Here is a 26,333-nt window from a genome sequence, read left to right on the forward strand (position 1 = left end):
ATGGTGGTTACTCATGAAATCTAAGGTTATAGTTCTTGCAGAAGATTCTAAAACATCGCCATCAAGGCTTTTTAGGTATTTAAACTCGCTAGAATACGATATAAATGTAAAAGAAACGTGTTTTGGTGCATTTATTGAAGGCGCAGACGATGTTGTTGATGAAGTAGTAAATCTTGTTAGAAACCTTGAAAAAAATAAGATTTTTTGTAAGGATAGGGGATTTCCAATATGGGATCAGAGAAGGTGCAGGGCATTTAGAAAAGGGGGCCCAAGAGAAGGTTTTCACCAGCTTGAAGCAGAACAGAAAATACTCGACAGGATTTCAAGGGCGCTTGATGCAGTAGAAAACGGCGAAATTAGCGAAGATAATCTTGAAGAAAAATTTGTAAAGTTACAACCTAAAAAACTCAAAGTAGATGCTTTTGAAAAAATTGCAAACGAAGTTTTAAAGGAAAATTAATTATTTTTGGGAAAATATGGCGCATAAATATCAGAAAGGATCAGCATTTGAGCGAGAACTGAAGAAAAAACTTGAAAATCATGGCTTTGCAGTTATCAGAAGTGCTGGAAGTCATGGTGTAGATTTGGTTGCAGGAAAAAAAGGAAAAAAACCAATAGTAATCGAATGCAAGTCCACTTCAAAAGATAAATACTACATTCCAAATGAAGACGTTGAAAAACTCTTAGAATTTTCAGAAACTTTTGATGGAATTCCCTACATTGCATTAAAAATCAACAGAAAATGTTTATTTATCAATCCCTATCTTTTAACATCAGCAGGTAAAAATTACGCACTTGATTACGAAAAACTATGCCCTATCGCGCTTGATATCAAAGATGTTGCAGAAGATAGTGTTCAAAAAAAGTTAGATTCTGAAATTTAATTTATTATTGCTATTTTACAATTTTTTAAATTTAACTAAAATGACATAAATTAATCAATAGTGTTTAACAAGATTTTTGTTATTGAAATGCTAAGATATGCTGCTCTTTTTGGCTTGATTATTATTGAAGAATGGTCGTCTTCCTTGTGAATGCCTATCAATATCGACGCAGTTCTTTTTTCGTCTGCGGGAAGTATTGCTATTGATACTCTGCTTTCATTTGCAAAACAGGTTCCAACATCCTGTATTTTCTGAAGTTTTATACCTTCTTTTTTGAATTTACGGTTTATCTCTTCAGCAGAAACTACTCCATGATTTAAAAGTGTTACAAACAGTGATGATGTTTCTAAATCCATCGAAACAGAATCTAACAAACCTTCTTCCTCATTGGTCAGATTAAAAATAACTTCATTGTTTTCATAAGCCAAATCCAAAGACTTTCCCTGTGCACCAGATATACTCATTCCCCTCACCTTTACCGCCTTACTTTAGATAGTATTTATTATCCTTTGCAATATTTAAAAAACTTTCCATATTATTTCGGATATTTATCTTTGAAAACGCCTATCAACGAATTTGCTTCTTTTCCCGAAATAAACGCCCTACCAACAATTCTTTTAAAAATCGTCTTGCAAATATCTTTTCTATATTCTGGCACGTCTTTTGAACGATCTACAAACTCGTTAAAAAATCTAAGAAGAGCATTTTTCTCGTCAATTGATGCATTTTTCATATTTAAATCGTAAGGAATATTTTCTGAAAGTGATTCAAAGTAAATTTCATACAGTAATACTGAAACAGCGTGAGAAAGATTCATTATTGGATAGTTATTTGATGTTGGAACTGAAACCAAGATATCGCAGAGCTCAACGTATTCGTTTTTTAATCCATCGTCTTCTCTTCCGAAAACGATTCCCAATCTACCATTAAGTTCGACGTGTTTTTTTGCAAGTTCTCGGGGCGTAATTGGAACCCGATTTACATTTCTATCCCCGCAAACTGCCCCTGTTGTCGCAACTGTAAAATCAATATCAAAAATTGCATCTTCGAGTTTTGAATAAAATTTAGCATTGTTTAGTATGTTTTTCGCATGAACTGCCCTAATATATGCTTCTTCATCTAAAACATCGGAAGTTCCAACTATTCTTAATTCTTCGACATCAAAATTCATCATGTTTCTTGCAATTGCCCCCAAATTTCCACCGTATTTGGGATTAACCAGTATAACTACAGTTTTCACATTATCACAAACTTTTTGGTTAACTTCATATTTTAATTTTCTTTTATGATTATTGTGCATTCTAACTAAATATCACTTATTGTTGAAAATTTTAAAAATAGAAGTTTAAAAATAGATTAATTTAACACTTCACCCGAAAACCAGAAAAACTAAAAAATGGGTTTATATCTAAATAATAAGCTGATAAAATAAAACTGCAAAAGTTCCGCCACTGAGTGTTGCCATGAAATTGACATGTTCATTATTCATTAATCCTTTTCTCTCAAAAATGGCGCCGAGTAAACTATCTGCAAAGTTTCCAATCATTCCAGAAATCGTTGCAGTCCAAAATATTGCAGTATCATTAAAAAGAGCGTATGCAAGTATTCCTATTAAAAAAGAACCGAGTAACCCGGCAAAAGTTCCACAAACCGTTATTGCACCATCAGTTCCTGTTTTTGCAGTTTTGAAATTTGTTATAAGTCTTGGAGTTTCCCTTGAAAGCATCCCAAGTTCTGATGAAAACGTATCAGAATTTGCAGCTGCAATAGCTCCGATATATCCAACAAGAGCCATTTGTTCAGTAATTAAACCTGTAGAATAAGCCAAAACAAATAAAACTGCCATCAAACCATTTGCAAGCACGTTTTTTAATGATCTTCTTGATTCCGCCATTTTTATTGTCTTTTTAAAACCGTAACCCATTTTACTTACGAGGCTTCCAAGGACTAAAAACGTGATAAGAAGCAATAACCACTTTAAATCTGCTAAAAATAATATCGTAAATGCCATTATCGAAGATCCAACTATTCCTAATTTATCGAGGTACTTCTTTTTATGAATTAGTGCCGCGAGTATCAACGTAATAGATGCAGAGTAAATTATCTTCAATAACATGTCCATTAAATTCACCATATATGCATAAATACAAAAGATTCTTAAATCTTACGGTATCAATCGTAACATGTAAATTAATTATTATATTTAAAATACCAGAAAAACTAGATGATTTTGAGTATTAGCCTTTTTTTCTTTAAAATCCTTAATTGTCGCATGAATATTATTAATATTGGGTAATCATTCAAAGTTTCTTATAACTTTCTTTGATAAATCATCCAAAAACTACTCAAAGATTTTAACACGCGTAATTTCAAAAAATAATTATGTGTAACGCAGTATATAAACTATTACGATATATAAGTCCGCAAAAATTAGTAAAAAACTGTTTTTAAAATTTTTTGAATATTTATATTGATAAATTTTTAGTCATTTTGAAAATATCATTTTTATATACCATTTAATCCATATCGGTTATTCGAAATAAAATTAAGGTGATTTTACTCATGTGTATTTTTTGCGATATTGTTAAAGGAGACATTCCTGCAAGAATAATTTACGAAGATGACAAGTTTTTGGCATTTATGGATGCATTTCCAAGAGCTGTTGGCCACACACTGATAATTCCAAAAGAACATTTTGAAACTTTTGATGAATTACCAAAAGAACTCGCATGTGAAATGATGGCAGTAATTCACAAAATTGTAAAAAAACTCGAAAAACTAGAAATGGATGGTTACAACCTTTTAAATAACAATAAACAGGTTTCAGGCCAAGAAGTTCCGCACGTTCACTTTCATATTATCCCAAGATATGAAAATGAAGGATATCCTGTTTACGTTTTAAAAGATCCAATAAACGTTGATCTTGATTCAATTTACGATAAAATAATGGAATAATTTAAAAATAAAACTTAAATAAAAAATAAATTTTAAATTCTTTCGTTTTTGCTTAATGCAATAATTCCGTTAATTACTGAAACTGCAACAGGAGTTCCGCCTTTTGGACCAATGGTAGAAATTGATGGGATATCGGTGGTCCTTAATAATTCTTTTGATTTTGCTGCTTTTACAAAACCAACTGGGGCCCCAACAACCAATTTTGGAGTTATCCCTTCTTCTTTATTCAATCTTATAACTTCAAGAAGTGCAGTTGGCGCATTCCCAATAACTACAATTCCTCCATCAATTAATTCTTTTGATGCTCGAATTGATGCTACTGCTCTTGTGATATGCTCTTTTTTTGCCAGTTCAAATACTTCTTTCTCAGAAATTGTACACATTACATCATTGTACCTAATTCCTGCTTTTACCATTGAAATATCAGCAATTATTGGGTTATTATCATTTAATGCAACAAGTCCAGTTTCAATTGGGTTATTATCAAAAACAACAAGTTTTGAATATTCTGGATCAGCAGTTGCATGAACTACTCGTTCAATTATTCCCATTTCTTCGTTGGAATATAAAATAACATTTTTTCCAAGAACTTCACTTATTTTTGTTTTTACAATCTCTCTTGATCGATCTGCAATGTCTTTTCCATCCTTAGTTACGGCTCCCATAAACATATTATCACTTAAAGAACTGAAAGTATAATTTTTTTGTCACTGTCTTCGGGAATGTGTGCTACTTCTAAAACATCCCTTGAAATATTTTCCATATCAAATTCCATGAGTCCAAATGTTTTATTATCTGTATCAACTCGATAATGAGTTCCTTCTTTTGAATCGATGGTTCCTTCAACATGGCATCGTCCAAAATAAACTTCTATGTAGTCCCCTTCATCTACTTCGTTATCCATGTACTCCTGCATCTTTTCTTCGGTAACTTCCATCGTAATTATTTCAGTGTAATCTGGTTCACCCATTATTTTCACCTAAATATTAGACTCCCATAACTGTCCTAAATAAGTTTCGAAGACCTGGCGCAAGTCCAAGAGCCATTACAGTTATTTTCAAAATGTTCCTTAAATTATCATCCTTAACTTCTTTGTTGAATATATCCAAAACAAAGAGTACTACAAGCATTTTTAATGGTATTATACTGTAGGGCCCCAGATAATCCATGAAAAGTCTTGGAACAGGGTGCTGTTCCCAGTAACCAAACACTCCAATTCCAACAGATGTTGCAGATGCATCTACGAGCTGTGAAAATATTGCATATTTATCTATTCGCTCAATTTTTACTTTACTTAGCTTTTCAACAATATATATTAGTGCATAGTAACTTGCAGTCAAAATTCCAAAAACATACACAATAGCTTCCGGATGAGTTATTCTACTCGAAAACTCGAAAAGCATGTACAGAACTGGTACTACTGCCATTGCTATTGAAAGTAGATAATATTTCTTTTTTAGAAGTATTCCTGAAATAATTATTGAAAGCATGTAGTAAATACCAATTGTAACAACTATTCCTGGCGTAACTGTGTAATACAGTCTTGGAAACAGTCCTGCATCAACCAATGCCCTCATTAATGTTATTAAAATCACGTAAAATACGGTAACTTCTGCAAATCTGCGGTCAATTGCTATTTTAAGTTTTAAACAAACCCGATAAAATGTATAAACCATTACAAAGAGTAAAATTCCGTAAGTAATTTCCTGAATTAAATTATAACCCTGTTTGGTATCTATCGGGTAAATGTAGTACCGGTATATAAATTCCCTAATTAAGAGCATCTCATTCATTAAGTCACCGTAAATAAGACTAAATCAATAAACTGTAATCAAAATAACTATGAATAATTCTATTTAATTCTACCGATATTAAAAAATTAGGTTTAGAATTTGCTTATTCTCTCAATAAGCATTCCTTCAACCTTTACAGGATAAACTCTTCTTGCAAGATTTATTGCTGAAACAAGCCTTTCTTCTGATCCGGAATAGATTGTATATAAAACATCTCCCTGTTTTACTTTATTTCCAATCTTTGAATTCAATAAAATTCCTGCTTTTTTATCCCTTGGAGCTCCAGCTTCTTTAACCACGTTTGTAATTGCAGTGTTACTTATATCTGTAATATACCCATCAATTGGCGCAAGAATTTCTTCAACATAATCTCCAAGTTCTATTTCTTCGGGTTTTTTCGGAGTTCCACCCTGTTCAGTTATAATCTGATTAAATTTTTCAAGTGCTTTTCCGGATTCTAAAATTTCCCATGCTAAATTTTGACCTTCCCCAATCTGTGCAGCCCCTCCGAGTTCAAGAAGAATTCCTGCAAGAGATAGTGCCTTTTCAATTAAACTTTTTGGAGCATTTTTTGGATCTTGAAGTGCTTCGATTGCTTCTCTTGCTTCGAGTGCAGGTCCAATTGCCCTCCCAAGTGGCTGCCCACCGTAAGTTAACACACATTCCACCTTAATATTGAGCGATTCCCCAAGTTCAATAAATTTCCTTGCTAATTTTGCCCCTTCTGCTTCATTTTTAATTTTTACCCCTTTTCCAACGGGAATATCAATTACAGTATATTTAATTCCTGTTGCAATCTTTTTTGCCATAACACTTGCAAGAAGCTGTGGTTGAGGGTCTATTGAAACCGGCCGTTCTACATTTATAATTATATCATCTGCAGGAGCTAGATTTACGCCTCCACCCCATGCAAGACATCCATTTGTAGTTTTTACTATTCTTTTAATCTCTTCTTCTTTCAATTCAACATTTGTGAGCACTTCCATTACATCTGCGGTTCCAGCAGGTGAAGTTATTGCTCTTGATGACGTTTTTGGAACAGTAATTCCTGCTGCTGCAAGTATCGGGATTGAAAGTAAGGCGTACTTATTTCCAGGAACTCCACCAATGCTGTGAATATCCACAACTAAACTCTTTTCCCAAGCAATCATGTCCCCAGTTTCTGCGATTCTCTTGGTCATTTCGCTTATTTCATCCATATTCATTCCATTTATGTACGTAGACGAAACAAAAGCAGATAATTCAATGTTTGAGAGTTTTTTAGATACAATTTCATCAATTATCGTTCTTATTTCATGCGGATTTAAAACCTGGCCATCCATCTTCTTTTTTATAAATGGAATTGATTCAGGTTTTTCTGCGTGTCTTAATTTTACTTCTTCCCCTTCTGAAATGGAAATTTCTGCAAGTTCACTAACAAGCATTCCAACTTCGCCTTTGTTAACCATAGTTTTTGTGGAATAAATGTTTCCAATGACGGAACCTGCGTGTGACTCAATCAATACCCTATCTTGCGGATAGTACGAAGTTCCTTTTAAGTCCTCTTCGTTGACAATTACCGCATTTTCACCTAGATCAAGGTCTATGAATTTTGCGTTTAAAAATAGCATGATGCCCCTCCCGCAGATTATTATTAAAATTATTAAATTAACTCTAAACAGTTTATATTTAAATTAAAATAAAAACTTTGTTAAAAAATTTTATAAAAAAAGAAATAATCAAAAAATAATAATTCTAAAGAATATTAGTGGATTTTGCTTCCAACAGGAAGGTCCCTGTCAAGTGCCAACAAACTTACAATGCTGTCATCTTCTGCTGCTAAAAGCATTCCTTGTGACTCAACACCGCATAATTTTGCAGGTTTTAAGTTGCAGATGATAATTACCTTTTTTCCAACAAGTTCTTCTGCTTCATAAGCTCCTTTTAATCCAGAAACAATCTGTCTCTTTTCATCGCCCAAATCAGCGGTGATTTTGTAGAGTTTTTTTGATCTTGGAACTTCTTCAACTTCTAAAATCTGTCCAACTCTCAAATCAATGTTTCCAAAGTAATCAATATCAATAATATCCATTTTTTCACCAGATTTCACTTTTTTAGACTTTTCGTCTGATTTTGTTTCGGCCTTTTTCGTAGCTTTCATGAGGTTTTCTTTCATTCTCGAAATATCTTCATCGCTTACCTTGGTAAATATAACTTTCGGTTTTTTAAGAGGATTTCCCCTAACTTCTAAATCGAGTTCTTCGTTCATGTATTCAAGAAGAAGAGCCGTTTTTTCAGGCATGAATGAACTTAAAAGATAAACTATGTATTTTAAAGCGACTGAACATGTATACATTACTTCTTTTAACCTTTCTTCGTCTTTAATCGCCCACGGTGCCATTCCCTGAAAGTAACCGTTTCCTTCTTTTGCCAAATGAATAATTTCCATTAAAGCGTCTTTGAAGTTGTATTCTCTAATTAATGAATCAACGCGATTTAATGTATCTTCACATTTTGAAATTAACTTTTTATCTTCGTCTTTTAACTGATTTAAGTCCACAACTGGAGTACTGCCAAATTTACGTTCTGTAAATACGAGAGTCCTGTGTGTAAAGTTTCCAATAATATCAATTAATTCAGTATTGATCCTTTTTTGGAAATCGTCCCATGAAAAGTCAGTATCCCTATTTAATGGAGCATTTATCATGAAAAAATATCTTAAATAGTCAGAACTAAAGTTTTCAATAAAGTCCTTAACCCAAACAACCCAGTTTTTACTTGTACTCATTTTTTTGTTTTCAAGTGTCAAGTAACCGCCACTAACAACTGCATTTGGCATTTTGTATCCGCCAATTCCTTTTAAAATTCCTGGCCAGAATACTGCGTGGTGTACTGTAATATCCTTTCCAATAAAGTGTGATATTTTTGAGTCTCCAGTATTTTCAAGCCAATAATCTTTCCAGAGGTCTCCAAGTTGTTTTGTAAAAGATACATATCCAATTGGAGCTTCGATCCAGACGTACATCACCTGATCGTCGCATCCAGGAATTGGAACACCCCATTTTATGTTTCTTGAAACGTCCCAGTCGTGAAGTTCTTCGATCCATCTTAAAGCCATGTTTTTTACGTGTTCCGGCATTTCTGGAGAATTTTCGATATATTCTTTTAAAACATCCTGCATTGCGCTTAATTTAAAGAAATAGTGCGTAGTTCTTTTGATTTCGGGTTTTGAATTACAGTGTATGCAGTAAGGGTTTACAAGTTCTGTTGGTTCAAGGTGTCTTCCGCAAACCTCACAGTGGTCCCCCCTTGCTTCGCCTTCGCAAAATGGACAGATTCCTTCAACGTACCGGTCTGCAAGGTACATGTCACATTTTTCGCAGTAAAACTGTTCGATTTCCTTTTCGTAAATGTATCCATTTTCTTTTAATTTTGAATAGAATTCCTGAGCAGTTTCGATGTGTATATCGCTGTGAGTTCTTCCAAAAGTATCAAAAGAGACATTTAAACTATCAAGGTCTGCTTTTATTGCATTATGGTATCTATCAACAATATCGATAGGTTTTACGCCTTCTCTCTCAGCAGTTAATGTGATTGGAACTCCGTGGTTGTCGGTTCCCCCCACATGAATGACTTCTTCCCCTTTAAGTCTTAAATATCTTGTATAGATGTCTGCAGGGATGTAGGTACTTCTCGCATGCCCAAGATGAAGAGGCCCATTCGTATATGCCAGTGCAGTTGTAACTAAATGCTTCATCTTAATCCTCCAAATAATCGTAAAATTTATTAACATTCGTACAAAATGAATTGTAGACATTTTATTAATAGATATTTGTGAAATTCAAAACCGATTTTCAAAAACGATATATAAATTAATATAGATAATATTTATATCTAAGTTCGAACTTTTTAATAATAGATATTTTCCAAATAGGGGTAAAAATAGGTATAAACTGGTGATTTTATGGTAAATGTATTGATAAACGGTTACGGCTCTATCGGTAAAAGGGTTGCCGATGCAGTAGCTAAACAGGACGACATGAAAGTTATTGGAGTTACAAAAACCAAACCTGACTTTGAAGCGAGAATGGCTGTTGAAAAAGGATACAAATTATTCGCAGCAATCCCTGAAAGAAAACATCTTTTTGAAGAAGCAGGAATTCCTGTTGAAGGAACACTCGACGATATCATTGAAGATGCAGATATTGTAGTTGATGGGGCCCCTAAAAAAATTGGAAAAGCAAACCTCGAAAACGTATACAAAAAACACGGCGTAAAAGCAATACTCCAAGGTGGTGAAAAAGCAGGTGACGCGCAAGACTCATTTAACTCACTGTGGAGCTACGATAGATGCTACGGAAAAGATTACATCAGACTCGTGTCATGCAACACCACAGGACTTTGTAGATCAATGTATGCAATTAATTCAGTTGCCGACATTTTAAAAGCAAGAATAGTCTTAATAAGAAGAGCTGCTGACCCTAACGACATAAAAACAGGTCCGGTAAATGCAATCGTTCCAAACCCCGTAACTGTTCCTTCACACCACGGACCTGATGTTGTTTCTGTTATTCCACAACTCGATGGAAAAATCATGACTTCCGCAGTTATCGTTCCAACAACATTGATGCACATGCACTCAATAATGGTAGAAACTTCTGGAACGAACAGAGACGAAATAATAGATGCACTTGCAAAAACACCAAGAATATTAACATTAAAAGCTTCAGAAGGATTTGATTCAACTGCAAAGATCATTGAATACTCCAGAGACCTTGGAAGAAGCAGATACGACCTAAACGAAATTGCAGTATGGGAAGAAAGCGTAAACGTTGTGGACAATGAAGTTTACATGATGCAGGCAATACACCAAGAAAGCGACGTTATCCCTGAAAACGTGGACTGTATCAGAGCAATGCTCGAAATGGAAAGCGATAACTTAAAATCAATCGAAAAAACCAATAAAGCAATGGGTTTAATTAAATAACTTACTTAAATCTGCTTTTTTAATTATTTTAACATTAATGTTTAAACTTGAATTTACACGTGATATTTTATGAAATACCTAAGAGGGCATTCTTTTGAAGAATTTGTCGAAAAAATAGAGAATTTAGACGCTGAAGAGGATGCACTATATATAAACACAGAACTCTCTAAAAACCTCATAATTGAAATTCTGGAGAGTTGTGAGGTTAAAAAAATTATTTTGCCCGAATCCAAATTTAAAAGGACCAATAAAAAAGTACTCGGGGCTTTGAAAGAAATTGGAATTGAAGTGGAGTCAATTAAACCTGCCACCGGACGGCCAACAACTAAAAAAGAAATTGTGGAGAAATATATTGAAAAAACTCCAAAAGAAATTTCTGAAATTACACAAATTCCAATAAAAACTGTTGAATATCACTATTACAAAATTAAAAAGGCTATTTCACAGTAAATTGGATTAATTAACGAGTAAATATTTCGTAATATTTATATAATTTTAATAATATCCTATAATTGTTGCTTCGTGTTTGTTTTAAGGAATATTCTATTTTTTCTCCATAAACAAAATTAGCTGTTTATGCATTTTAGAAAGTTTTAAGGTGATTATTTATGCAGAACGACCATTTTAAATCAGAAATGGAAGAATTACTTGGAATTGACCCTGAATTTCGAGAAATTCTACTCAAAAACAAAAATTTAAACGAATTAAGAATTGAAGTTTATAATTACTTAAATTCCATTGAATCTAGACTTTATTTTGAAAATACCGAGTTTCCAAAACTCGAGATAATAAATATGAAAGAATGCATTAAAACATTTAAAAATATTATTTCCCCAAAAAATGAAAAATTAGCAGGATACAGTGCATTAAAATCATTGTGGAAACTTTTTAATGGAAAATATGTGGACGTTGGTGTTGGATTTTTAAATGAATTTATCTACCTTTTGAAAGGAATAAGTGGAAAGTCTGAGATGTATGAAGGAGACTTTCCAGAATTTTTAAAGTTAAGTGGAAGAATTGCTGCGATAGAAAGGTCTTCAGAACTCGATAAACTATATACTAAAGTTGAAAACTTTATAAACCAGTACCCGTCTGGACTTTCCAAGGAAATTACTGAAAAACGAGAAGAAAATAAACAGAGAATCCTTAACTATTTTGATTCAACGGAAAATGATTGGAATAACTGGAAATGGCATATGGAAAATAATATAACTGATTTAGAAACTCTGCAAGACTTATTGGATCTTTCAGAAAGTGAAATATCTTCAATTAAAAAAGCATGCGAAAATTCAATTCCATTTGGAATAACCCCCTACTATGTTTCGTTGATGGATGAAACTTCAAGTAGGGAGTTTGATCATGCGATACGGGCCCAGGTAATTCCTCCGACACGATACGTTGATAAAACACTTGAATCACGAACCCGTGGAAATAGCCTTGATTTTATGGGTGAGAACGACACGTCACCCGTTGACCTTGTAACTCGAAGATACCCGATGATTGCAATAATGAAACCGTATGAAACCTGTGCTCAAATCTGCGTATATTGTCAAAGAAATTGGCAGATCAAGGACGTGCTCTCAAAAGATGCCCTTGCACCAAAAGAAACTGTTTTAAATGCTATTGAGTGGTTTAAAAATCATGAATCCATAAAAGAAGTTTTAATTACGGGTGGAGACCCTGCTTTATTGGATGACGAATATTTAGATTGGATTTTATCAGAATTTTCACAAATAAAACATGTTGAGCGAATTAGAATCGGTACAAGAATTCCAGTAGTGCTTCCCCAAAGAATAACCAAAAACTTTGTAGAAATACTTGCAAAGTACAATGAACCAGGGATCCGGGAAATTGCAGTGTCAACACACGTAGAACACGTTTATGAAATTACAAAGGATGTACAAGAAGCTGTTTCAAAACTGAAAAATAAAGGAATGTCTGTATATAATCAGCAGGTGTTTACCGTTGAAAACAGTAGAAGATTTGAAACCTCTGCACTTAGAAAAGTATTGAAATTAATTGGAATCGATCCATATTATCTATTCAATACAAAAGGAAAAGATGAAACTATAGACTATAGGGTTCCAATAGCAAGAGCACTTCAGGAACGGAGTGAAGAAGCTAGATTACTTCCAGGATACTGTAGAACTGACTGTACAGTATTTAATGTACCGAAACTTGGAAAAAACAACCTCAACTACTGCCAAGACCATGATTTGATAATGATAATGGAAGATGGAAGCCGGATTTACGAATTCCACCCTTGGGAGAAGAACATCACACTTACAAAAACATATATCTACAAAGATGTACCAATTCAAAACTATCTTGATGAATTAAAAAGGCGTGGCGAAGACATTAACCACTACAAATCGATCTGGTATTATTTCTAAATATTGGTGAAATATTGGTATTCTGCATCAAAATTAATTCCAAAATGGGCGAAAAAACACGAAAAATCATGCTTGACAATAATTTACTTAGCAAAAGCCATAAATTAAAAAAAGAAGGGGAATTTTTATATATTCCTTTAACTTCCATTGATTTCGATAAAAACATTTTTGAAGATGAAAATATCGAGTTTGAAATTTCAGAACTCGATGAAAACAATATTTCAAAGATTGATATTGAAAAAAAGGCCAGTTTTAAAGATTACCTCTTAAAAAACTTTAAAACTGAAGTCGATGGAAATTCAATAGCTCATGCATATGATATAATTGGAGATATTGTAATTTTGCAGATTTCTGAGGAAATATCTCCAGAAATTCGGAAAAAAATTGGAGAAAACGCCCTAAAATTAATTCCTTCTGTAAAAGCTGTTTTTAGGCGAGAAAGCGATGTTAAGGGGGATTTTAGAGTTCGGGATCTTGAACACCTTGCTGGTGAAGAAAAAACCCTTACAATGTACAAAGAAAATGGGTACAGGCTTTTAGTCGATGTTTCTAAAGTTTACTTCTCACCCCGACTTGGATGGGAGAGAAAAAGAATAATGGATCTCGTATCTTTTGATGACGTTGTAGTTGACATGTTCTGCGGAGTTGGACCCTATTCAATTGCATGTGCAAATGCAAAAAAAATCTATTCAATAGATATAAACCCCGATGGAATTGAACTTTTAAAACAAAATATCGTGTTAAACAATTTTGAAAATAAAATAGTTCCAATTTTAGAAGATGTAAGAAATGTAGATGTGAAAGGAACACGAGTTATAATGAATTTACCAAAATACGCCCACGAATTTGTAGATAAAGCCCTTGAAATTGTTGAAGAGGGCGGAATAATCCATTACTATACCGTAGGCTCAGAATTTAGTGAAGGAATTGAACTTTTCAAATCAAAGTGCGATTGTGAAGTTGTTGATAAAAGAACCGTGAAATCATATTCTCCGAGAGAATACGTCTTTGTAATTGATTTTAAAATACTAAAAAAGAACTAAAAACTTAAAAATATTTTTTAAAAGAAACTGTCCAAAGTCGCCTGTTTCTTTGGATCTTTTTTCTCTTTTTCTTTGGTATCTGCTTTTTCTACAGATTTTTCGATGGTTGTGATTACTTCTTTTAAAGGTTCTGGAGGTTCTGAAATTCTTGGCCGTTTTGGAATGATTGGCATTGCTTCTTTTGTTTTTTCCTTTTTCTTTGGAGTTTCCGTTTTAACTTTCGGTTTTTTCCCAGCAATTACTGAAAATATATTCTTTGCAATTGTTTTGTTAGTCAAAAACTCCATTTCTAGTTTTGTAAGTTCATAATATTCCACAAGTTCTGCAGAAACTTCCGGATTTGATTCAAAAATCACAACTAAATAATCCAGGGTATTTCTTGCCCTTTTTGTTGAAGTATGAGTTTTTAAAGCTATTTTTTTCAAAATATCTTTCATTTTTTGCCGGCTACCTTTAGTTCTGCTGAGCTTTGTAAAGATAGTTGGAGGGCCATACCTAGTAAATCCGCGATACTTCTCTTCTTTTGCAAGAGCGGTTCCGGCAGTCATCAGCGCTGAAGCGTATCTCCAAAGCCCAAAATACTGTCTTTTAAATACCCTTCCCAAAAATACATCTGATTTTGAGAGGTAATCATATCCGCCTGCAAGATCTTTGTATCTTAAATATTCTTTTGGTAAATTTTCAGAGATCCATTCTTGAATAGTTCCTAGATCTTCTTTTACATCCCTTGTAGCACTTGTTGCAATGTCGTAGTGGGTTGTTTTCATTATTATTCTCATTGCATCAAAAATACTCTTTTCACTGTCCCTATCAGGGAGTTCTTTTGCATCTTCGACTTCGAGGGATCCGCCCGTTGCCAATGATTGTAAATCATTTATTGCAGCCCTTAAATCTCCACCAGAGTGGCTAGCAATCGTTTTGATTACTTTTTCGTCTATTTCGAAGCCCTCTTTTAATGCAATTTTTCTTAAAACCGGAGGAATTGAGTTTGTATGGACTGAACCAACATTAATTAAATTTACATTATTTCTAAGTGTCATCAAAGCAGGCTTGTATACATCGTTTGCAGTTAAAATTACCGGGTTTTCTGCTGTTTTTAAAACTTTTATTATTTCAGCTACCCCGCCCCGATCATCATTTCCAGAAAGCCCGTCTACCTCATCTAAAACGATTAAAGTCCTCTTTCCGGTAAGTGATTTTGAAGTTGCCGCAGTTCCCACAACTTGCGCAATTACATCTTTATTTCGCTTGTCACTTGCATTAAGTTCGATTACATCAAATGCATAGTCTTTTGCGATTGCATGAGCTAGGGTAGTTTTTCCTGAACCAGGAGGTCCCGCCAAAAGTATTGGTTTTTGTTTTTGACCATTTACAAATGATTCTATCCAATTAATAAGGGCCTGTTTAGTTTTATTGTGTCCTGCAACGTCATTTAACGATTTTGGCCTGTATTTCTCAACCCACTCTTCCATTTAAACACCTAGCTTTTTTGCAAGTTCAATATATTTAGTGCCGCCGACTTTTTTAATAATTTTCATTAATTTATCCATTTCTTCTTTCAATTCTTCTTTTGAAATCATACATTTTCGGGAATATAAAACTGCCATTTCTACAATGGCCCCATCTGCACGGTTATAGGGAGTTGTATTGCAGTTTAGTATTTTTTCAAAAATAGGTTTTCCTTCAACAATCATTAGTTTGGAACTTCCAAATTCATTTTTTGTTTCAACTATTTTTCGATTTTGAATCTCGATTAATTCTACTTTAAACGAATCCGTTAAATACGGTATTTTTTCGCCGTTTTTGTCCAGATATTCGTAATCCCCTGAATCATCGAGAACCGATTTTGCAATTAAATAAGGACTGCAAGTATTTAAAATATAGAACTTATCTTTTTGTAAATTTTCAAAAGTGTGTGAACCTTCATACAAATGCAAGGTTACCAAATCCCCTTTCAAAAAAGCCCCGATTGGTGCCTGATTAGATTTTCCCGAAGTTATAACGACTTCATATTTCATAGATACCCACTGTCATCAATCAACTATACTATTATATCACTACATTGATTTTATATGTTAGTATCGCTTATTAAATTTAAAAGGTTCATTTTACTCATTTAATTCTTTTCGGTGACATTATGCGATGTTCTGCAGTTTCCCTAGGCTCGGGAACAATAATTAATGCAATTGCAACGGGTTTTGGCTCTGCATTTGGTGTTGATTTAAAAATAAAAGCTGATGTTGAGTTAGTTGATAACTGCAAAAAAATTATAAATGGGATTTCAATAGATAATCCTACTTTAAAACCAAGTCTTGTAGAAAGATGCGTTAAAAACGTTTTAGACCACTTCGAAGTTGATTATTCTGCAAAAATTTCAACGAGTGGAGATATTCCTATAAAATCAGGGCTTAGTAGCAGTAGTGCTGCTTCAAATGCCGCTGTTTTAGCTACAATCGGTGCTCTTGGTGAAAAAGTCGATTCAGATTTGGTTTTAGATCTTGCAATAAAATCTTCTTTTGAAGAAAAATTAACGATTACCGGAGCGTATGATGACGCTACTGCATCATATTTTGGAGGAATTACCGTATGCAATAATATGGAAAGAAAAATACTGAAAAAAGATGAGTTTAAAGAAGATATAAAAGTTATTGTATTAATGCCGGAATTTCAAAAGAATGTTGATGTAAATAGAATGAAATTGATTAAAGATTACGTAGAAATTGCTTTTGAAAAGTGCATGGAAGGAGATTACTACAAAGCATTGTTTTTAAATGGATTGCTCTATTCTTCTGCATTGAATTTCCCGTCAAACATTTCTGTCGATGCTTTAGAAGCGGGTGCAATTACTGCAGGGCTTTCTGGAACAGGTCCATCATACGTTGCCCTTTGCTACAGTGAAGATAAAAAAAACGTTGAAAATGCACTTAAAAAATATGGAAACACAGTGATTACTAAACCAAGTACTAATGGAGCGAGAATACTTTACTAAATAATTAACTGGTGAAATAATGGTCGATAAAATATATGGAATTGGTGTTGGTCCAGGAGATACAGATTTACTAACATTAAAAGCAGTCAAAATACTTCAAAATGTGGATACAGTATTTGTCCCAATTTCAAAGGAAGGAAAAGCTTCTGTTGCATACGAGATAATAAAAGATATTCTTCCTGAAAACAAAAAAGTGGTCGAATTGCTTTTTCCAATGAGTAAAGATATTGAATTTTTACAAAAACACTGGAATAATGCTGCAAAACAGGTAATGGAAGAAAACGGAACCGTTGCAGTTGTAACTATCGGGGATGCAACCCTTTACAGCACATTTTCTTATGTCTGGCATATTTTTAAAGAAAATGGAATTGATGTAGAAATTATAAACGGAATTTCTTCACCATTTGCCGGTGCAGGTGTTTTAAATATTCCTTTGGTAGAAGGGGATGAAAAATTAGCAATTTTACCTCAAGGAAAAGATTTAGAACGGTATTTAGAAGAATTCGATACGTTAATTGTGATGAAAACCAATGATCTTGAAGAAAAACTGAAAAATTTAAAAGATAAAAAAGATAAATATTTAGTTGGTGTTGTAAACCGAGTAACATCAAATAATCAAAAAACGGCTTTAGGAAAAATTGATGAAATTGATTTTGAACCATTTAAAGATTATTTATCATTGGCAATTATTAAAAAATTAAAATAAGTTTTAATTAATTCATACATCGATACTTTTTTATCCAATTTGTTCAAATATTAGCTTAATCGTTAATGGTGGTAAGATATGATAAGTGATAACGTCAAAAAAGGAGTTATAAGATCTCCAAACCGAGCTCTTTTAAAGGCTTGCGGATATTCAGACGAAGACATGGAAAAACCATTTATTGGGGTTGTAAACAGCTTTACAGAAGTTGTTCCTGGCCACATTCACTTAAAAACATTATCAGATGCAGTTAAACATGGTGTTTATGCAAATGGAGGAACACCATTTGAATTTAATACAATCGGAATTTGTGACGGTATTGCAATGGGTCATGAGGGTATGAAATATTCATTACCATCAAGAGAAATCATTGCAGATGCTGTCGAATCAATGGCAAGAGCACACGGATTTGATGGTCTTGTTTTAATTCCTACGTGTGATAAAATTGTTCCGGGAATGATAATGGGTGCTTTAAGATTAAATATCCCATTTATTGTAGTTACTGGAGGGCCAATGCTTCCAGGAGAATTCCAAGGTAAAAAATGCGAACTTATCAGCCTTTTTGAAGGGGTTGGTGAATATCAGGTTGGAAAAATTACTGAAGAAGAATTAAAGAGTATTGAAGAATGTGCATGTCCAGGCGCTGGAAGTTGTGCAGGGCTTTACACTGCAAACAGTATGGCTTGTCTTACAGAAGCTTTGGGACTATCTCTTCCAATGTGTGCAACAATACATGCAGTTGATGCTCAAAAGGTTAGAATTGCTAAAAAAACTGGCTCAAAAATTGTTGACTTGGTAAAAGAAGACGTAAAACCAACAGATATATTAACAAAAGAAGCTTTTGAAAACGCTATTTTAGTTGACCTTGCACTTGGAGGATCGACAAACACAACATTACACATTCCTGCAATTGCAAACGAAATTGAAAATAAATTCATAACTCTCGATGATTTTGATAGACTAAGCGATGAAGTTCCACACATTGCATCAATCAAACCCGGTGGAGAACATTATATGATTGATTTACACAATGCTGGAGGCATTCCTGCGGTATTGAAGGTATTAAAAGAAAAAATTAGAAATACAAAAACCGTTGATGGAAGAAGTACTTTGGAAATTGCAGAATCTGTCAAATACGTAAATTACGACGTTATCAGAAAAGTTGAAGCTCCGGTTCACGAAACTGCAGGTTTGAGAGTTTTAAAAGGAAATCTTGCTCCAAACGGTTGTGTTGTAAAAATCGGTGCAGTTGACCCAAAAATGCACAAACATGAAGGGCCTGCAAAAGTTTATAATTCAGAAGATGAAGCAATTGCTGCAATACTTGGCGGAAAAATTGTAGAAGGTGACGTTGTAGTAATCCGGCATGAAGGACCATCAGGAGGCCCCGGAATGAGAGAAATGCTTTCCCCAACTTCGGCAATCTGTGGAATGGGTCTTGATGACAGCGTTGCATTGATTACTGATGGGAGATTCAGTGGTGGAAGTAGAGGCCCTTGTATTGGACACGTTTCTCCAGAAGCAGCTGCAGGCGGATTAATTGCTGCAATTGAAAACGGAGATATAATCAAAATCGACATGATTGAAAAAGAAATAAATGTTGATTTGGATGAATCGGTAATTAAAGAAAGACTTTCAAAACTGGAAGAATTTGAGCCTAAAATCAAAAAAGGCTATTTATCAAGATATTCAAGACTCGTTTCATCAGCTGATGAAGGAGCAGTTTTGAAATAACTAAAAAATACTTTTTTTAAATTTTAATTTTTGAATTTTAAAAATGATTAAAAAAATAGTAATTCATGGAAAAATTATTCCATGTCTCCTCTTTCTCTTATTTCATCGAGTTTGCAGTCGCATTTGTCTTCGATATCGATGAATCTGTCTTTTAACTGTGCTAAAACTTTTGGAACTGATGTGTATTCCATCATTGATTCAGGCAATCTGTGTGGCATGAATGGACCCATTGATCTCATCATTTCAGCCATATCGAGTGCTTTTTCTCTTGCTTTATCGAATGATTTGTCTGCGAAGAGGTCGTTTGGTCCAACTAATCTTCCGTGTGATAACTGGAATCCTAAAGCCATAACTCTTGCAGGTCCGTCAAATCTTGCAGGCATTGCATCTTCTTCACCAACAGGCATGATAGGTCCAAAGTGGCATCCCCTCATCCATCCTGCAACGAGGTGTGGGTTTGCAAATCCTTCTAATACTTCCCCTACCGCAGGGAATCCACTTTGAGCTCTTACGATTGCTACAGGATCATCCTTTCCAACGTATTCTCCTGCAATCATGTTTAATTTTTCTGATGAACATACTGCTGCAATTTCATTGTCTTTTCTTCTGTAAACTCTTTTTACAGCGTATTTTTCAGTGTTTCCAATTAATGCAAGTAATGAGTATGTTTCTTCAGGGGTTTCCATGAAAACTTTTTTGTGTTCCATAACATCTAAAACTTCGTATCTGAACCCTGTTGTCATTGATGGATCGTATACTAAGCCTGCAGTGCTGAATGGGTCTGAAAACATCCTGTAAAATGGTAAATTGAACGCTGCAGGGTCTGTTTTGTCACAGCAGAATACTACAACTGGTTCACTTGGTCTTTCAACAAATTCCATTTCAGCGCATCCTGGGCCGAGTCCTTTAACGTTTCCTGAAAATGAAGTTGAAAGTAAGTCTTGACCTGCACCATATAATTTTAACTCTTTTGCAACATCGGTTGCTGCTTCAAGAGCATCCCATGCAAGTTTGTGTACTTCTTCGTTGTCTGTTCCTTTGTCGTGGGTCATGATCATGTCAATATCATCACCACAGTTTGTAACATAATAATCAGTTAAAATTTCATCGAGTGCATTTTCTAAAACGTATTCTGCAGCATCCAATAATTCTTCTGGAGCTAATGTGTGTCCGCAGAGCCCGCCAACGTCTGCCTTAATAACACTTAGAGTTACTTTTTCTTCCATACTTTCCACCTTCATCATGTTTCGGATAAATTAAATTAACCTTATTTTTATATTGTCGTTAGAAAATATTTATGTTTTGTCAATATTTCGAAAAACCGTATTTTCAAAAAAATCTAATACAGATATTGATTTAAGTTTTATATATTTATCTAAAATTGGAAATGTTTGATAAATATCAAAATAATAATCATGTATTTTAAAATAAACATTTTTTTAACTTCTTTTTTTAAATAAGTGGCATTTTAGGATATGTTTTGCCTACAAATAACTTGATATCGAAATATTTATATTATATAGGGGTTAAACTTTTAAAGTCGCAGATTTTAAGGAAAAAATTATCAATTTTAAAAGTAAATAGGGGGAATTTTTTGAATAATAAACATTTTTTAATGGGAAATGAAGCGATTGCATACGGAGCAGTTGCTGCAGGATTACAGTTTGCTACGGGGTACCCGGGAACTCCTTCAACAGAAGTCATGGAAACCCTGATTAAAAACGCTAAAAAATATAATTTCTATGCTGAATGGTCTACAAACGAAAAAGTAGCATTAGAAACGGCAATTGGTGCATCATTTTCAGGTGCAAGTTCTATTGTAACTATGAAACAGGTTGGATTGAACGTTGCGTCTGACCCACTAATGAGTTTAACTTACCTTGGAGTAAACGGTCCATTGGTACTCCTCGTAACTGACGATCCAGGACCCCATTCATCACAGACTGAACAAGATACCCGGTCTTTTGGATTATTTTCAAATATTCCCGTACTTGACCCCTCAAACTCACAGGAAGCCTACGAAATGACTCGATATGCTTTTGAAATTTCAAAAAAGTATGAAACACCAGTATTTCTTCGAACTACAACGAGAGTTTCACACAGGTGTGATGATGTTGTACTGGATGAATTAAAACCCTCGAACGAAGATATTGAAGGATTTTCAAAAAGTTCCAGATGGGCAATATTTCCAAAATTGGTTGCAGAAAGACATCCAATTTTAGAAAAATTACAAAAAACACTATCAGATGAATTTTCAGATTCAAAATTTAATTTTAAGTCAGGAACTGGAAAAATTGGAATAATTACTTCTGGAGCATCCCACCACTACGTAAACGAAGCTATTTCAAATAATAAAGACTTATTCTCAGTTTTAAAAATTGGAACTCCGTATCCATTCCCTGAAAATAAATTACTAGAATTTATAAACGATGTTGATTTGATAATTACAGTTGAAGAACTCGATTCATTCTTAGAAGATCAATTACTCCAATTGCTTGGAAAACATGATATTTCAAAGACAGTTTATGGGAAGAAAAACAATATTTTCCCTTGCTGTGGAGAATACAGCGTAGATATTGTAAAAACCGGAATTAACAAAGTTTTAGATATTTTAAAAATTCAAAAAATTGAAATTTCTGAAAAATTAATCGAAAAAACTGATATAATTCCGCTTCCAGTAAGGCCTCCAAATTTATGTGCTGGATGTATGCACAGAACCGTATTTTACGCATTTAAGGAAGTTTCAAAAGACTTGAAAAAACAAAATATTCAGATTATATTTTCAGGAGATATCGGGTGCTACACATTAGGAAATGCTCCTCCTTTAGAATTAATCGATACATGTCTTTGCATGGGGGCAGGTATTAGCCTTGCAGGCGGAATCTCAAGAACTACAAAAAATTCAAAAAATGTTGCATTTATTGGAGATTCCACATTTTTCCATTCTGGAATTCCTGCTGTGATTAATGCAGTGTATAATAAAGCCGACGTTACAATTGCAGTATTGGATAATAGAACCACTGCAATGACTGGACATCAACCGCATCCGGGAACTGGAAAAACTGCGCTTGGAGAATCTACAAAATTAATAGATATCGAAGGAATTTTAAAAAGTTGCGGAATTGAATTTGTAAAAACTGTATCTACAGATGATTTTTCCGCGTGTAAAGATAGTTCAAGAGAAGCTATTGAATATAATGGCCCTTCTGCGGTTGTTTTTAGAGGAAACTGTGTTTCACTTGTTAAATCCACTAAAAAATATGTTATTGATAAAAATAAATGTACGAGCTGTAAAATCTGCGTTGAAAGACTTGGGTGCCCTGCGATAACGTTAAGTGAAAAAATTCCCGAGATTATGGAAACCTGTACAGGTTGTGGACTTTGTAAAGCCGTGTGCCCTGCTGATGCAATAAACGAGGTGGATGAAAAATGAACTTCAACGTAATTATTTGTGGAGTTGGGGGACAGGGTGTTGTTTTAGCATCCCGACTGCTTGCAATTACTGCAATGAATTCAGGTTTTCACGTGAACACTGCTGAAACTCTTGGAATGTCTCAAAGAGAAGGTTCAGTAGTGAGCCATTTGCAGTTTGGTGAAAATATCAAAAGTTCATTAATTCCAGAAGGCAGTACAGATTTAATAATCGGCCTTGAAGTATCGGAAGTTGCAAGAAACATCCATTTCCTTAAAAAAGATGGTAAGATAATCACAAACTCTAACCTGATTCTTCCAAGTGCAAGGTCTTCAAACGAAAAATACGACTCGGAAAAAATTATAAATTTTATTAAAGAAAAAGTTAAATCAACAATTTGTATCGATTTTTCAAAAATTGCGAAAGTTGCGGGAAATCCAAAATCAATGAATGTTTCAGTACTGAGTGCTGCATTTTATACTGGATTTTTGCCTTTAGAATACGAAGACTTTTTAAAAACGATTGAATCAGAAATTCCTGAAAAATACCGTGATATTAATTTAAATGCTACCAAATTATCTGCAGAGACTATTTCTAATATGCTGGAGGGCCATAATGAACAGTAACGATTCAGAAACGTATGAATTAGTTAAAAAACTGCTCAAACACGTTTCAGAGGGTAGTGAATTCTATAAAAACAAATTTTCAGAAGCCAATGTAAATATTGATAAAATTAACTCTCTTGAAGATTTTAGAAAAATTCCGTTCACTGAAAAAGAAGAATTAAGGAATGCATACCCATTAGGCCTTCAAGCAGTTCCTGATGAAAAAATAGTTAGAATACACTCGTCGTCTGGAACAACAGGAAGCCCAGTAATCATACCATATACTCAGAAAGATGTAGATGTCTGGTCAGAAATGATGATGAGATGCTACCAGATGGCAGGCGTTACAAATAATGATAGGGTACATATAACTCCAGGATACGGACTATGGACTGCAGGAATTGGATTTCAACTAGGTGCTGAACGGTTAGGTGCAATGGCAATACCGATGGGGCCAGGAAATACTGAAAAACAGCTTCAGATGATGGTAGATTTGAAATCTACTGTTTTAACATCTACTTCATCTTATGCGCTATTATTGGCGGAAGAAATACGAAAAAAAGGAATTCAAGATAAAATCCATCTAAAAATAGGCGTAATCGGTTCTGAAAGATGGAGCGAAAAGATGAGAAATAGAATCGAAAGCGAACTTGGAATAAAAAGCTTCGATATTTATGGATTAACGGAAATATACGGGCCAGGCATTGCGCTTGACTGCGAATACCATGAAGGAATGCACTACTGGTCAGACCATTTGTTATTTGAAATCATTGATCCAGTTACTGGCGAAAATTTGTCTGATGGAGAACTTGGCGAACTTGTAATTACAACACTTACAAAAGAAGGCGCGCCACTTATAAGATACAGAACTAGAGATTTGACAAGAATAATCCCTGAAAAATGTAAATGTGGATCAGAATATCCACGAATAGATAGAATACTTGGAAGAGCAGATGACCGGATTAAAATAAAAGGGGTAAACATTTACCCTGGACAGATTGAAGATTTAATACAAAAAGTAAAGGGCGTGAGTAGCGAATATCAGATATTACTTAGCAGATTTGAAGGCAGAGACTCAATGTTATTTAGAGTAGAAGTTGAGGGTTCAGAAGAAGAGTTTAATAAAACTGAAACTGCAATCATAAAAGCATTTAAAACATATATTGGAATTTCACCCAATGTTGAATGTTTGAAAATTGGAGAACTTCCAAGAAGTGAGAAAAAGAGTAAAAGAGTGTTTGATAATAGGAACTGATCCATTTCTTTTTATATAAATTTTAATTTTAAAAATTTATAGATTATAATAAATCAGGGAGCCGATAAACCCCAAAAGCAAGCAAAAAAACCGCAACCATAAAAACTATCAACCATAAATAGTATGATTCCAATTTAGCGTGTTTTGACATTATTTTTTTTATTAAATCCATATTCATCACTGCGATAGGTATTATTTTTGAAGAAACTAGTGTTTATAAATATATAAAGTTTTGCAGACTGGGGGGTACAATTCACAAATACCTAAAATTAAAAAAGTATTATATTTAAAAGAAAGACATTAATATATTTGCAATTGAGATTTTTATAGAGTTTACAAGCCCTACTCCTTCCATTTTTATATTGCCTGCTTTTAAAGCAGTCTGCGCAGAACTTACTGGATTATCGGAGTCCAAAATTTCCCTAACTGTATTTTCATCAGTGTAAACATTCATAGTTGCATCATCCAAACTTCCTTTTTCAAAACTTGTAATTTTACCATCTATAACAATTATTGAAATTAATAAATCTTCTTCACCCATATCCACATTCAAATTTATTCTTTCGTTTGAAGCAATGTTCGTTGCAAACGGAATATCTTCAAGATTTTCTGCATATTTCATCGCTATTGTTTTCATTTTGGAAAAAAGGTCGGAACTGTCAGAAATTAAAACAGTTTCTGCAGATGCAGAGCTCAAAATTAACGCAAAAACCAGTACTAAAGCAGCTTTTATTATTTTCATGTTAACCCTCGATTTTGTTTTCTAAGCTTTCCAAAAATAGTGCAATTTTTTTTACGACTATTTTTGCATCTTCATCATTTTCAGGATATTCGACATTTAAAACAGGCATTTCTTTTCTTCGAATAAGGTATTTCGTGAGTTCATTTGTCCTTTCACATCCTACACATCCAAATCCAATCGGTGCATGAATCATGACAATTGCAGCTTCTGCTTCATCGATTAATGGACCAATTAATGACATTCTACCCCGAACTCCCGACGGAACCTCAATTGCCGCATATTTAAGACCTTTTTTAGGGTCTTCATCAGTGATGTTTAAAGGTGGCGTATCGATTTCAAGATCCCTTACCCTATCCCCGATTGCATTGTTGATCATTAATGGCTTGTGGCCGAATCTCTCCACCAAATCCGCCAAAATAAGGCTATTTGGGGGAAATATGAATACTTTTTTCAATGTATCACCAAAATTGATAGTTATTTCGGAAACGCTTCGTCAGGCAAAAACCTTGCAAACTCTTTTCTACGGGCTATCGACTGAATTTCTTCAAATATTCCTGCAGTTAAATCTACAATCCCAATTGCTCCTGTAATTTTTTCATCATCTTTTACTGGAACAACCACCACCGGAACTCCAGAGTACGGGCCTTGAATTGGAGTTACTTTTAAAATTTCCCCAAATTCTAAAACTTGTTTTAAAACGTAACCTTCGTAATTATCATCAACTAATTTTCCTTTTTCAATTCTAACTCCTGGTTTATCCTTAGAACGCATTGTTACTGGAGCTTTGTTCACAAGTACGTGTATAGCATAAGCCAGAGGAAATATATCCTTAGAACTGGTGCACTTCAAATCAAGCATA

General features: G+C 34.0%; 27 protein-coding genes. 13 read left to right on the plus strand and 14 right to left on the minus strand.

Annotated elements, in window-relative coordinates:
- Positions 1-13: 13 nt before the first annotated feature.
- Together MMARC5_RS06795 and hjc are read left to right on the plus strand one after the other, a co-directional pair.
- Positions 14-460 (plus strand): methanogenesis marker 6 protein, encoded by a 447-nt coding sequence (locus tag MMARC5_RS06795; RefSeq protein ID WP_011869086.1) that lies wholly within the window; start codon positions 14-16, stop codon positions 458-460.
- Positions 461-476: 16 nt separating this feature from the next.
- Complete coding sequence (hjc, locus tag MMARC5_RS06800) at positions 477-884, plus strand: Holliday junction resolvase Hjc (protein ID WP_011869087.1); 408 nt, start codon at positions 477-479, stop codon at positions 882-884.
- Positions 885-934: 50 nt separating this feature from the next.
- Here hjc and MMARC5_RS06805 read toward each other — a convergent pair whose 3' ends face one another.
- From MMARC5_RS06805 to MMARC5_RS06815, 3 genes are all read right to left on the minus strand, one after another.
- A complete protein-coding gene (locus tag MMARC5_RS06805) occupies positions 935-1,348 on the minus strand; it encodes a hypothetical protein (protein ID WP_011869088.1) in 414 nt (137 codons plus the stop codon).
- Positions 1,349-1,419: 71 nt separating this feature from the next.
- The gene (locus MMARC5_RS06810; protein ID WP_048058571.1) at positions 1,420-2,124 is read right to left on the minus strand and encodes a TrmJ/YjtD family RNA methyltransferase; all 705 of its coding nucleotides are present in this window, start codon (positions 2,122-2,124) and stop codon (positions 1,420-1,422) included.
- Between the two features lie 168 nt (positions 2,125-2,292).
- The gene (locus tag MMARC5_RS06815) at positions 2,293-3,006 is read right to left on the minus strand and encodes a TIGR00297 family protein (protein ID WP_011869090.1); all 714 of its coding nucleotides are present in this window, start codon (positions 3,004-3,006) and stop codon (positions 2,293-2,295) included.
- A 440-nt stretch (positions 3,007-3,446) separates the two neighbouring features.
- Here MMARC5_RS06815 and MMARC5_RS06820 point away from each other — a divergent pair, with 440 nt between their 5' ends.
- A complete protein-coding gene (locus MMARC5_RS06820; RefSeq protein ID WP_011869091.1) occupies positions 3,447-3,839 on the plus strand; it encodes an HIT family protein in 393 nt (130 codons plus the stop codon).
- 32 nt (positions 3,840-3,871) lie between these two features.
- On the opposite strand, the gene MMARC5_RS06825 is transcribed toward MMARC5_RS06820, so the two are convergent.
- From MMARC5_RS06825 to metG, 5 genes are all read right to left on the minus strand, one after another.
- A complete protein-coding gene (locus MMARC5_RS06825; protein ID WP_048058572.1) occupies positions 3,872-4,504 on the minus strand; it encodes a cobalt-precorrin-8 methylmutase in 633 nt (210 codons plus the stop codon).
- A 14-nt stretch (positions 4,505-4,518) separates the two neighbouring features.
- Positions 4,519-4,809: a DUF2097 domain-containing protein gene (locus MMARC5_RS06830; protein WP_011869093.1), complete on the minus strand. Its 291-nt coding sequence runs from the start codon at positions 4,807-4,809 to the stop codon at positions 4,519-4,521.
- A 16-nt stretch (positions 4,810-4,825) separates the two neighbouring features.
- The gene (locus tag MMARC5_RS06835; RefSeq protein WP_011869094.1) at positions 4,826-5,632 is read right to left on the minus strand and encodes a DUF63 family protein; all 807 of its coding nucleotides are present in this window, start codon (positions 5,630-5,632) and stop codon (positions 4,826-4,828) included.
- A gap of 92 nt (positions 5,633-5,724) precedes the next feature.
- Positions 5,725-7,242 carry an AMP phosphorylase gene (locus MMARC5_RS06840; RefSeq protein ID WP_011869095.1) on the minus strand — a complete coding sequence of 506 codons (1,518 nt, stop codon included), beginning with the start codon at positions 7,240-7,242 and terminating at the stop codon, positions 5,725-5,727.
- 134 nt (positions 7,243-7,376) lie between these two features.
- On the minus strand, positions 7,377-9,368 hold the full coding sequence (gene metG / locus MMARC5_RS06845) for a methionine--tRNA ligase (protein ID WP_011869096.1): 1,992 nt from the start codon (positions 9,366-9,368) through the stop codon (positions 7,377-7,379).
- A gap of 207 nt (positions 9,369-9,575) precedes the next feature.
- Between metG and MMARC5_RS06850 the strand changes: the two genes are divergently transcribed.
- The 4 genes from MMARC5_RS06850 (at position 9,576) to trm5b (ending at position 14,034) form a co-directional block, all read left to right on the plus strand.
- Complete coding sequence (locus MMARC5_RS06850; RefSeq protein ID WP_011869097.1) at positions 9,576-10,598, plus strand: type II glyceraldehyde-3-phosphate dehydrogenase; 1,023 nt, start codon at positions 9,576-9,578, stop codon at positions 10,596-10,598.
- A gap of 69 nt (positions 10,599-10,667) precedes the next feature.
- Positions 10,668-11,048 carry a hypothetical protein gene (locus MMARC5_RS06855; protein ID WP_011869098.1) on the plus strand — a complete coding sequence of 127 codons (381 nt, stop codon included), beginning with the start codon at positions 10,668-10,670 and terminating at the stop codon, positions 11,046-11,048.
- Positions 11,049-11,206: 158 nt separating this feature from the next.
- A complete protein-coding gene (locus MMARC5_RS06860; protein WP_011869099.1) occupies positions 11,207-12,991 on the plus strand; it encodes a KamA family radical SAM protein in 1,785 nt (594 codons plus the stop codon).
- Between the two features lie 14 nt (positions 12,992-13,005).
- Positions 13,006-14,034 carry a tRNA (guanine(37)-N1)-methyltransferase Trm5b gene (gene trm5b, locus MMARC5_RS06865; RefSeq protein WP_011869100.1) on the plus strand — a complete coding sequence of 343 codons (1,029 nt, stop codon included), beginning with the start codon at positions 13,006-13,008 and terminating at the stop codon, positions 14,032-14,034.
- A gap of 17 nt (positions 14,035-14,051) precedes the next feature.
- On the opposite strand, the gene MMARC5_RS06870 is transcribed toward trm5b, so the two are convergent.
- Together MMARC5_RS06870 and MMARC5_RS06875 are read right to left on the minus strand one after the other, a co-directional pair.
- Positions 14,052-15,506 (minus strand): replication factor C large subunit, encoded by a 1,455-nt coding sequence (locus tag MMARC5_RS06870; protein WP_011869101.1) that lies wholly within the window; start codon positions 15,504-15,506, stop codon positions 14,052-14,054.
- A complete protein-coding gene (locus MMARC5_RS06875; RefSeq protein ID WP_011869102.1) occupies positions 15,507-16,052 on the minus strand; it encodes a DUF447 domain-containing protein in 546 nt (181 codons plus the stop codon).
- Between the two features lie 119 nt (positions 16,053-16,171).
- Between MMARC5_RS06875 and MMARC5_RS06880 the strand changes: the two genes are divergently transcribed.
- The 3 genes from MMARC5_RS06880 (at position 16,172) to ilvD (ending at position 19,460) form a co-directional block, all read left to right on the plus strand.
- The gene (locus MMARC5_RS06880; protein ID WP_011869103.1) at positions 16,172-17,023 is read left to right on the plus strand and encodes a shikimate kinase; all 852 of its coding nucleotides are present in this window, start codon (positions 16,172-16,174) and stop codon (positions 17,021-17,023) included.
- 19 nt (positions 17,024-17,042) lie between these two features.
- A complete protein-coding gene (gene cobI / locus MMARC5_RS06885; RefSeq protein WP_011869104.1) occupies positions 17,043-17,729 on the plus strand; it encodes a precorrin-2 C(20)-methyltransferase in 687 nt (228 codons plus the stop codon).
- Between the two features lie 78 nt (positions 17,730-17,807).
- On the plus strand, positions 17,808-19,460 hold the full coding sequence (ilvD, locus tag MMARC5_RS06890) for a dihydroxy-acid dehydratase (RefSeq protein WP_011869105.1): 1,653 nt from the start codon (positions 17,808-17,810) through the stop codon (positions 19,458-19,460).
- A gap of 74 nt (positions 19,461-19,534) precedes the next feature.
- Here ilvD and fbp read toward each other — a convergent pair whose 3' ends face one another.
- Positions 19,535-20,686 carry a fructose-1,6-bisphosphate aldolase/phosphatase gene (gene fbp / locus MMARC5_RS06895; protein WP_011869106.1) on the minus strand — a complete coding sequence of 384 codons (1,152 nt, stop codon included), beginning with the start codon at positions 20,684-20,686 and terminating at the stop codon, positions 19,535-19,537.
- A gap of 368 nt (positions 20,687-21,054) precedes the next feature.
- Between fbp and iorA the strand changes: the two genes are divergently transcribed.
- Genes iorA through MMARC5_RS06910 form a run of 3 tightly spaced genes read left to right on the plus strand, consistent with a single transcriptional unit; the run spans position 21,055 to position 24,732 of the window.
- Entirely contained in the window at positions 21,055-22,893 is a 1,839-nt protein-coding gene (gene iorA / locus MMARC5_RS06900) for an indolepyruvate ferredoxin oxidoreductase subunit alpha (protein ID WP_011869107.1), read from the plus strand.
- Complete coding sequence (locus tag MMARC5_RS06905; protein ID WP_011869108.1) at positions 22,890-23,498, plus strand: indolepyruvate oxidoreductase subunit beta; 609 nt, start codon at positions 22,890-22,892, stop codon at positions 23,496-23,498. Before iorA ends, MMARC5_RS06905 begins: the two co-directional genes overlap by 4 nt.
- Positions 23,488-24,732 (plus strand): phenylacetate--CoA ligase family protein, encoded by a 1,245-nt coding sequence (locus MMARC5_RS06910; RefSeq protein WP_011869109.1) that lies wholly within the window; start codon positions 23,488-23,490, stop codon positions 24,730-24,732. The genes MMARC5_RS06905 and MMARC5_RS06910 overlap by 11 nt, the downstream gene beginning before the upstream one ends.
- 286 nt (positions 24,733-25,018) lie before the next feature.
- Here the strand turns inward: MMARC5_RS06910 and MMARC5_RS06915 are convergent, their stop codons facing one another.
- From MMARC5_RS06915 to MMARC5_RS06925, 3 genes are read right to left on the minus strand one after another with little or no spacing between them, the layout of a single operon-like run.
- Positions 25,019-25,474: a hypothetical protein gene (locus tag MMARC5_RS06915; protein WP_011869110.1), complete on the minus strand. Its 456-nt coding sequence runs from the start codon at positions 25,472-25,474 to the stop codon at positions 25,019-25,021.
- 1 nt (position 25,475) lies between these two features.
- Positions 25,476-25,928 (minus strand): methanogenesis marker 5 protein, encoded by a 453-nt coding sequence (locus tag MMARC5_RS06920; RefSeq protein ID WP_011869111.1) that lies wholly within the window; start codon positions 25,926-25,928, stop codon positions 25,476-25,478.
- A 20-nt stretch (positions 25,929-25,948) separates the two neighbouring features.
- Complete coding sequence (locus tag MMARC5_RS06925) at positions 25,949-26,332, minus strand: DUF2111 domain-containing protein (RefSeq protein ID WP_011869112.1); 384 nt, start codon at positions 26,330-26,332, stop codon at positions 25,949-25,951.
- Position 26,333 lies beyond the last annotated feature (1 nt).

It is taken from the genome of Methanococcus maripaludis C5 (genome assembly GCF_000016125.1).
GTDB lineage: Archaea > AGJL01 > Methanococci > Methanococcales > Methanococcaceae > Methanococcus > Methanococcus maripaludis_D.

What these genes read in the sequence shown, in the direction of transcription:
- MMARC5_RS06910 (WP_011869109.1), top strand. Translation starts at nt 23,488, where the DNA reads ATGAACAGTAACGATTCAGAAACGTATGAATTAGTTAAAAAACTGCTC.
- MMARC5_RS06825 (WP_048058572.1), bottom strand. Translation starts at nt 4,504, where the DNA reads ATGGGAGCCGTAACTAAGGATGGAAAAGACATTGCAGATCGATCAAGA.
- MMARC5_RS06820 (WP_011869091.1), top strand. Translation starts at nt 3,447, where the DNA reads ATGTGTATTTTTTGCGATATTGTTAAAGGAGACATTCCTGCAAGAATA.
- MMARC5_RS06815 (WP_011869090.1), bottom strand. Translation starts at nt 3,006, where the DNA reads ATGGACATGTTATTGAAGATAATTTACTCTGCATCTATTACGTTGATA.
- MMARC5_RS06875 (WP_011869102.1), bottom strand. Translation starts at nt 16,052, where the DNA reads ATGAAATATGAAGTCGTTATAACTTCGGGAAAATCTAATCAGGCACCA.
- MMARC5_RS06835 (WP_011869094.1), bottom strand. Translation starts at nt 5,632, where the DNA reads ATGAATGAGATGCTCTTAATTAGGGAATTTATATACCGGTACTACATT.
- MMARC5_RS06880 (WP_011869103.1), top strand. Translation starts at nt 16,172, where the DNA reads ATGCGATGTTCTGCAGTTTCCCTAGGCTCGGGAACAATAATTAATGCA.
- MMARC5_RS06850 (WP_011869097.1), top strand. Translation starts at nt 9,576, where the DNA reads ATGGTAAATGTATTGATAAACGGTTACGGCTCTATCGGTAAAAGGGTT.
- MMARC5_RS06795 (WP_011869086.1), top strand. Translation starts at nt 14, where the DNA reads ATGAAATCTAAGGTTATAGTTCTTGCAGAAGATTCTAAAACATCGCCA.
- MMARC5_RS06925 (WP_011869112.1), bottom strand. Translation starts at nt 26,332, where the DNA reads ATGCTTGATTTGAAGTGCACCAGTTCTAAGGATATATTTCCTCTGGCT.
- cobI (WP_011869104.1), top strand. Translation starts at nt 17,043, where the DNA reads ATGGTCGATAAAATATATGGAATTGGTGTTGGTCCAGGAGATACAGAT.
- fbp (WP_011869106.1), bottom strand. Translation starts at nt 20,686, where the DNA reads ATGGAAGAAAAAGTAACTCTAAGTGTTATTAAGGCAGACGTTGGCGGG.
- hjc (WP_011869087.1), top strand. Translation starts at nt 477, where the DNA reads ATGGCGCATAAATATCAGAAAGGATCAGCATTTGAGCGAGAACTGAAG.
- MMARC5_RS06855 (WP_011869098.1), top strand. Translation starts at nt 10,668, where the DNA reads ATGAAATACCTAAGAGGGCATTCTTTTGAAGAATTTGTCGAAAAAATA.
- MMARC5_RS06840 (WP_011869095.1), bottom strand. Translation starts at nt 7,242, where the DNA reads ATGCTATTTTTAAACGCAAAATTCATAGACCTTGATCTAGGTGAAAAT.
- MMARC5_RS06870 (WP_011869101.1), bottom strand. Translation starts at nt 15,506, where the DNA reads ATGGAAGAGTGGGTTGAGAAATACAGGCCAAAATCGTTAAATGACGTT.
- MMARC5_RS06905 (WP_011869108.1), top strand. Translation starts at nt 22,890, where the DNA reads ATGAACTTCAACGTAATTATTTGTGGAGTTGGGGGACAGGGTGTTGTT.
- MMARC5_RS06860 (WP_011869099.1), top strand. Translation starts at nt 11,207, where the DNA reads ATGCAGAACGACCATTTTAAATCAGAAATGGAAGAATTACTTGGAATT.
- ilvD (WP_011869105.1), top strand. Translation starts at nt 17,808, where the DNA reads ATGATAAGTGATAACGTCAAAAAAGGAGTTATAAGATCTCCAAACCGA.
- MMARC5_RS06915 (WP_011869110.1), bottom strand. Translation starts at nt 25,474, where the DNA reads ATGAAAATAATAAAAGCTGCTTTAGTACTGGTTTTTGCGTTAATTTTG.
- metG (WP_011869096.1), bottom strand. Translation starts at nt 9,368, where the DNA reads ATGAAGCATTTAGTTACAACTGCACTGGCATATACGAATGGGCCTCTT.
- MMARC5_RS06805 (WP_011869088.1), bottom strand. Translation starts at nt 1,348, where the DNA reads ATGAGTATATCTGGTGCACAGGGAAAGTCTTTGGATTTGGCTTATGAA.
- MMARC5_RS06830 (WP_011869093.1), bottom strand. Translation starts at nt 4,809, where the DNA reads ATGGGTGAACCAGATTACACTGAAATAATTACGATGGAAGTTACCGAA.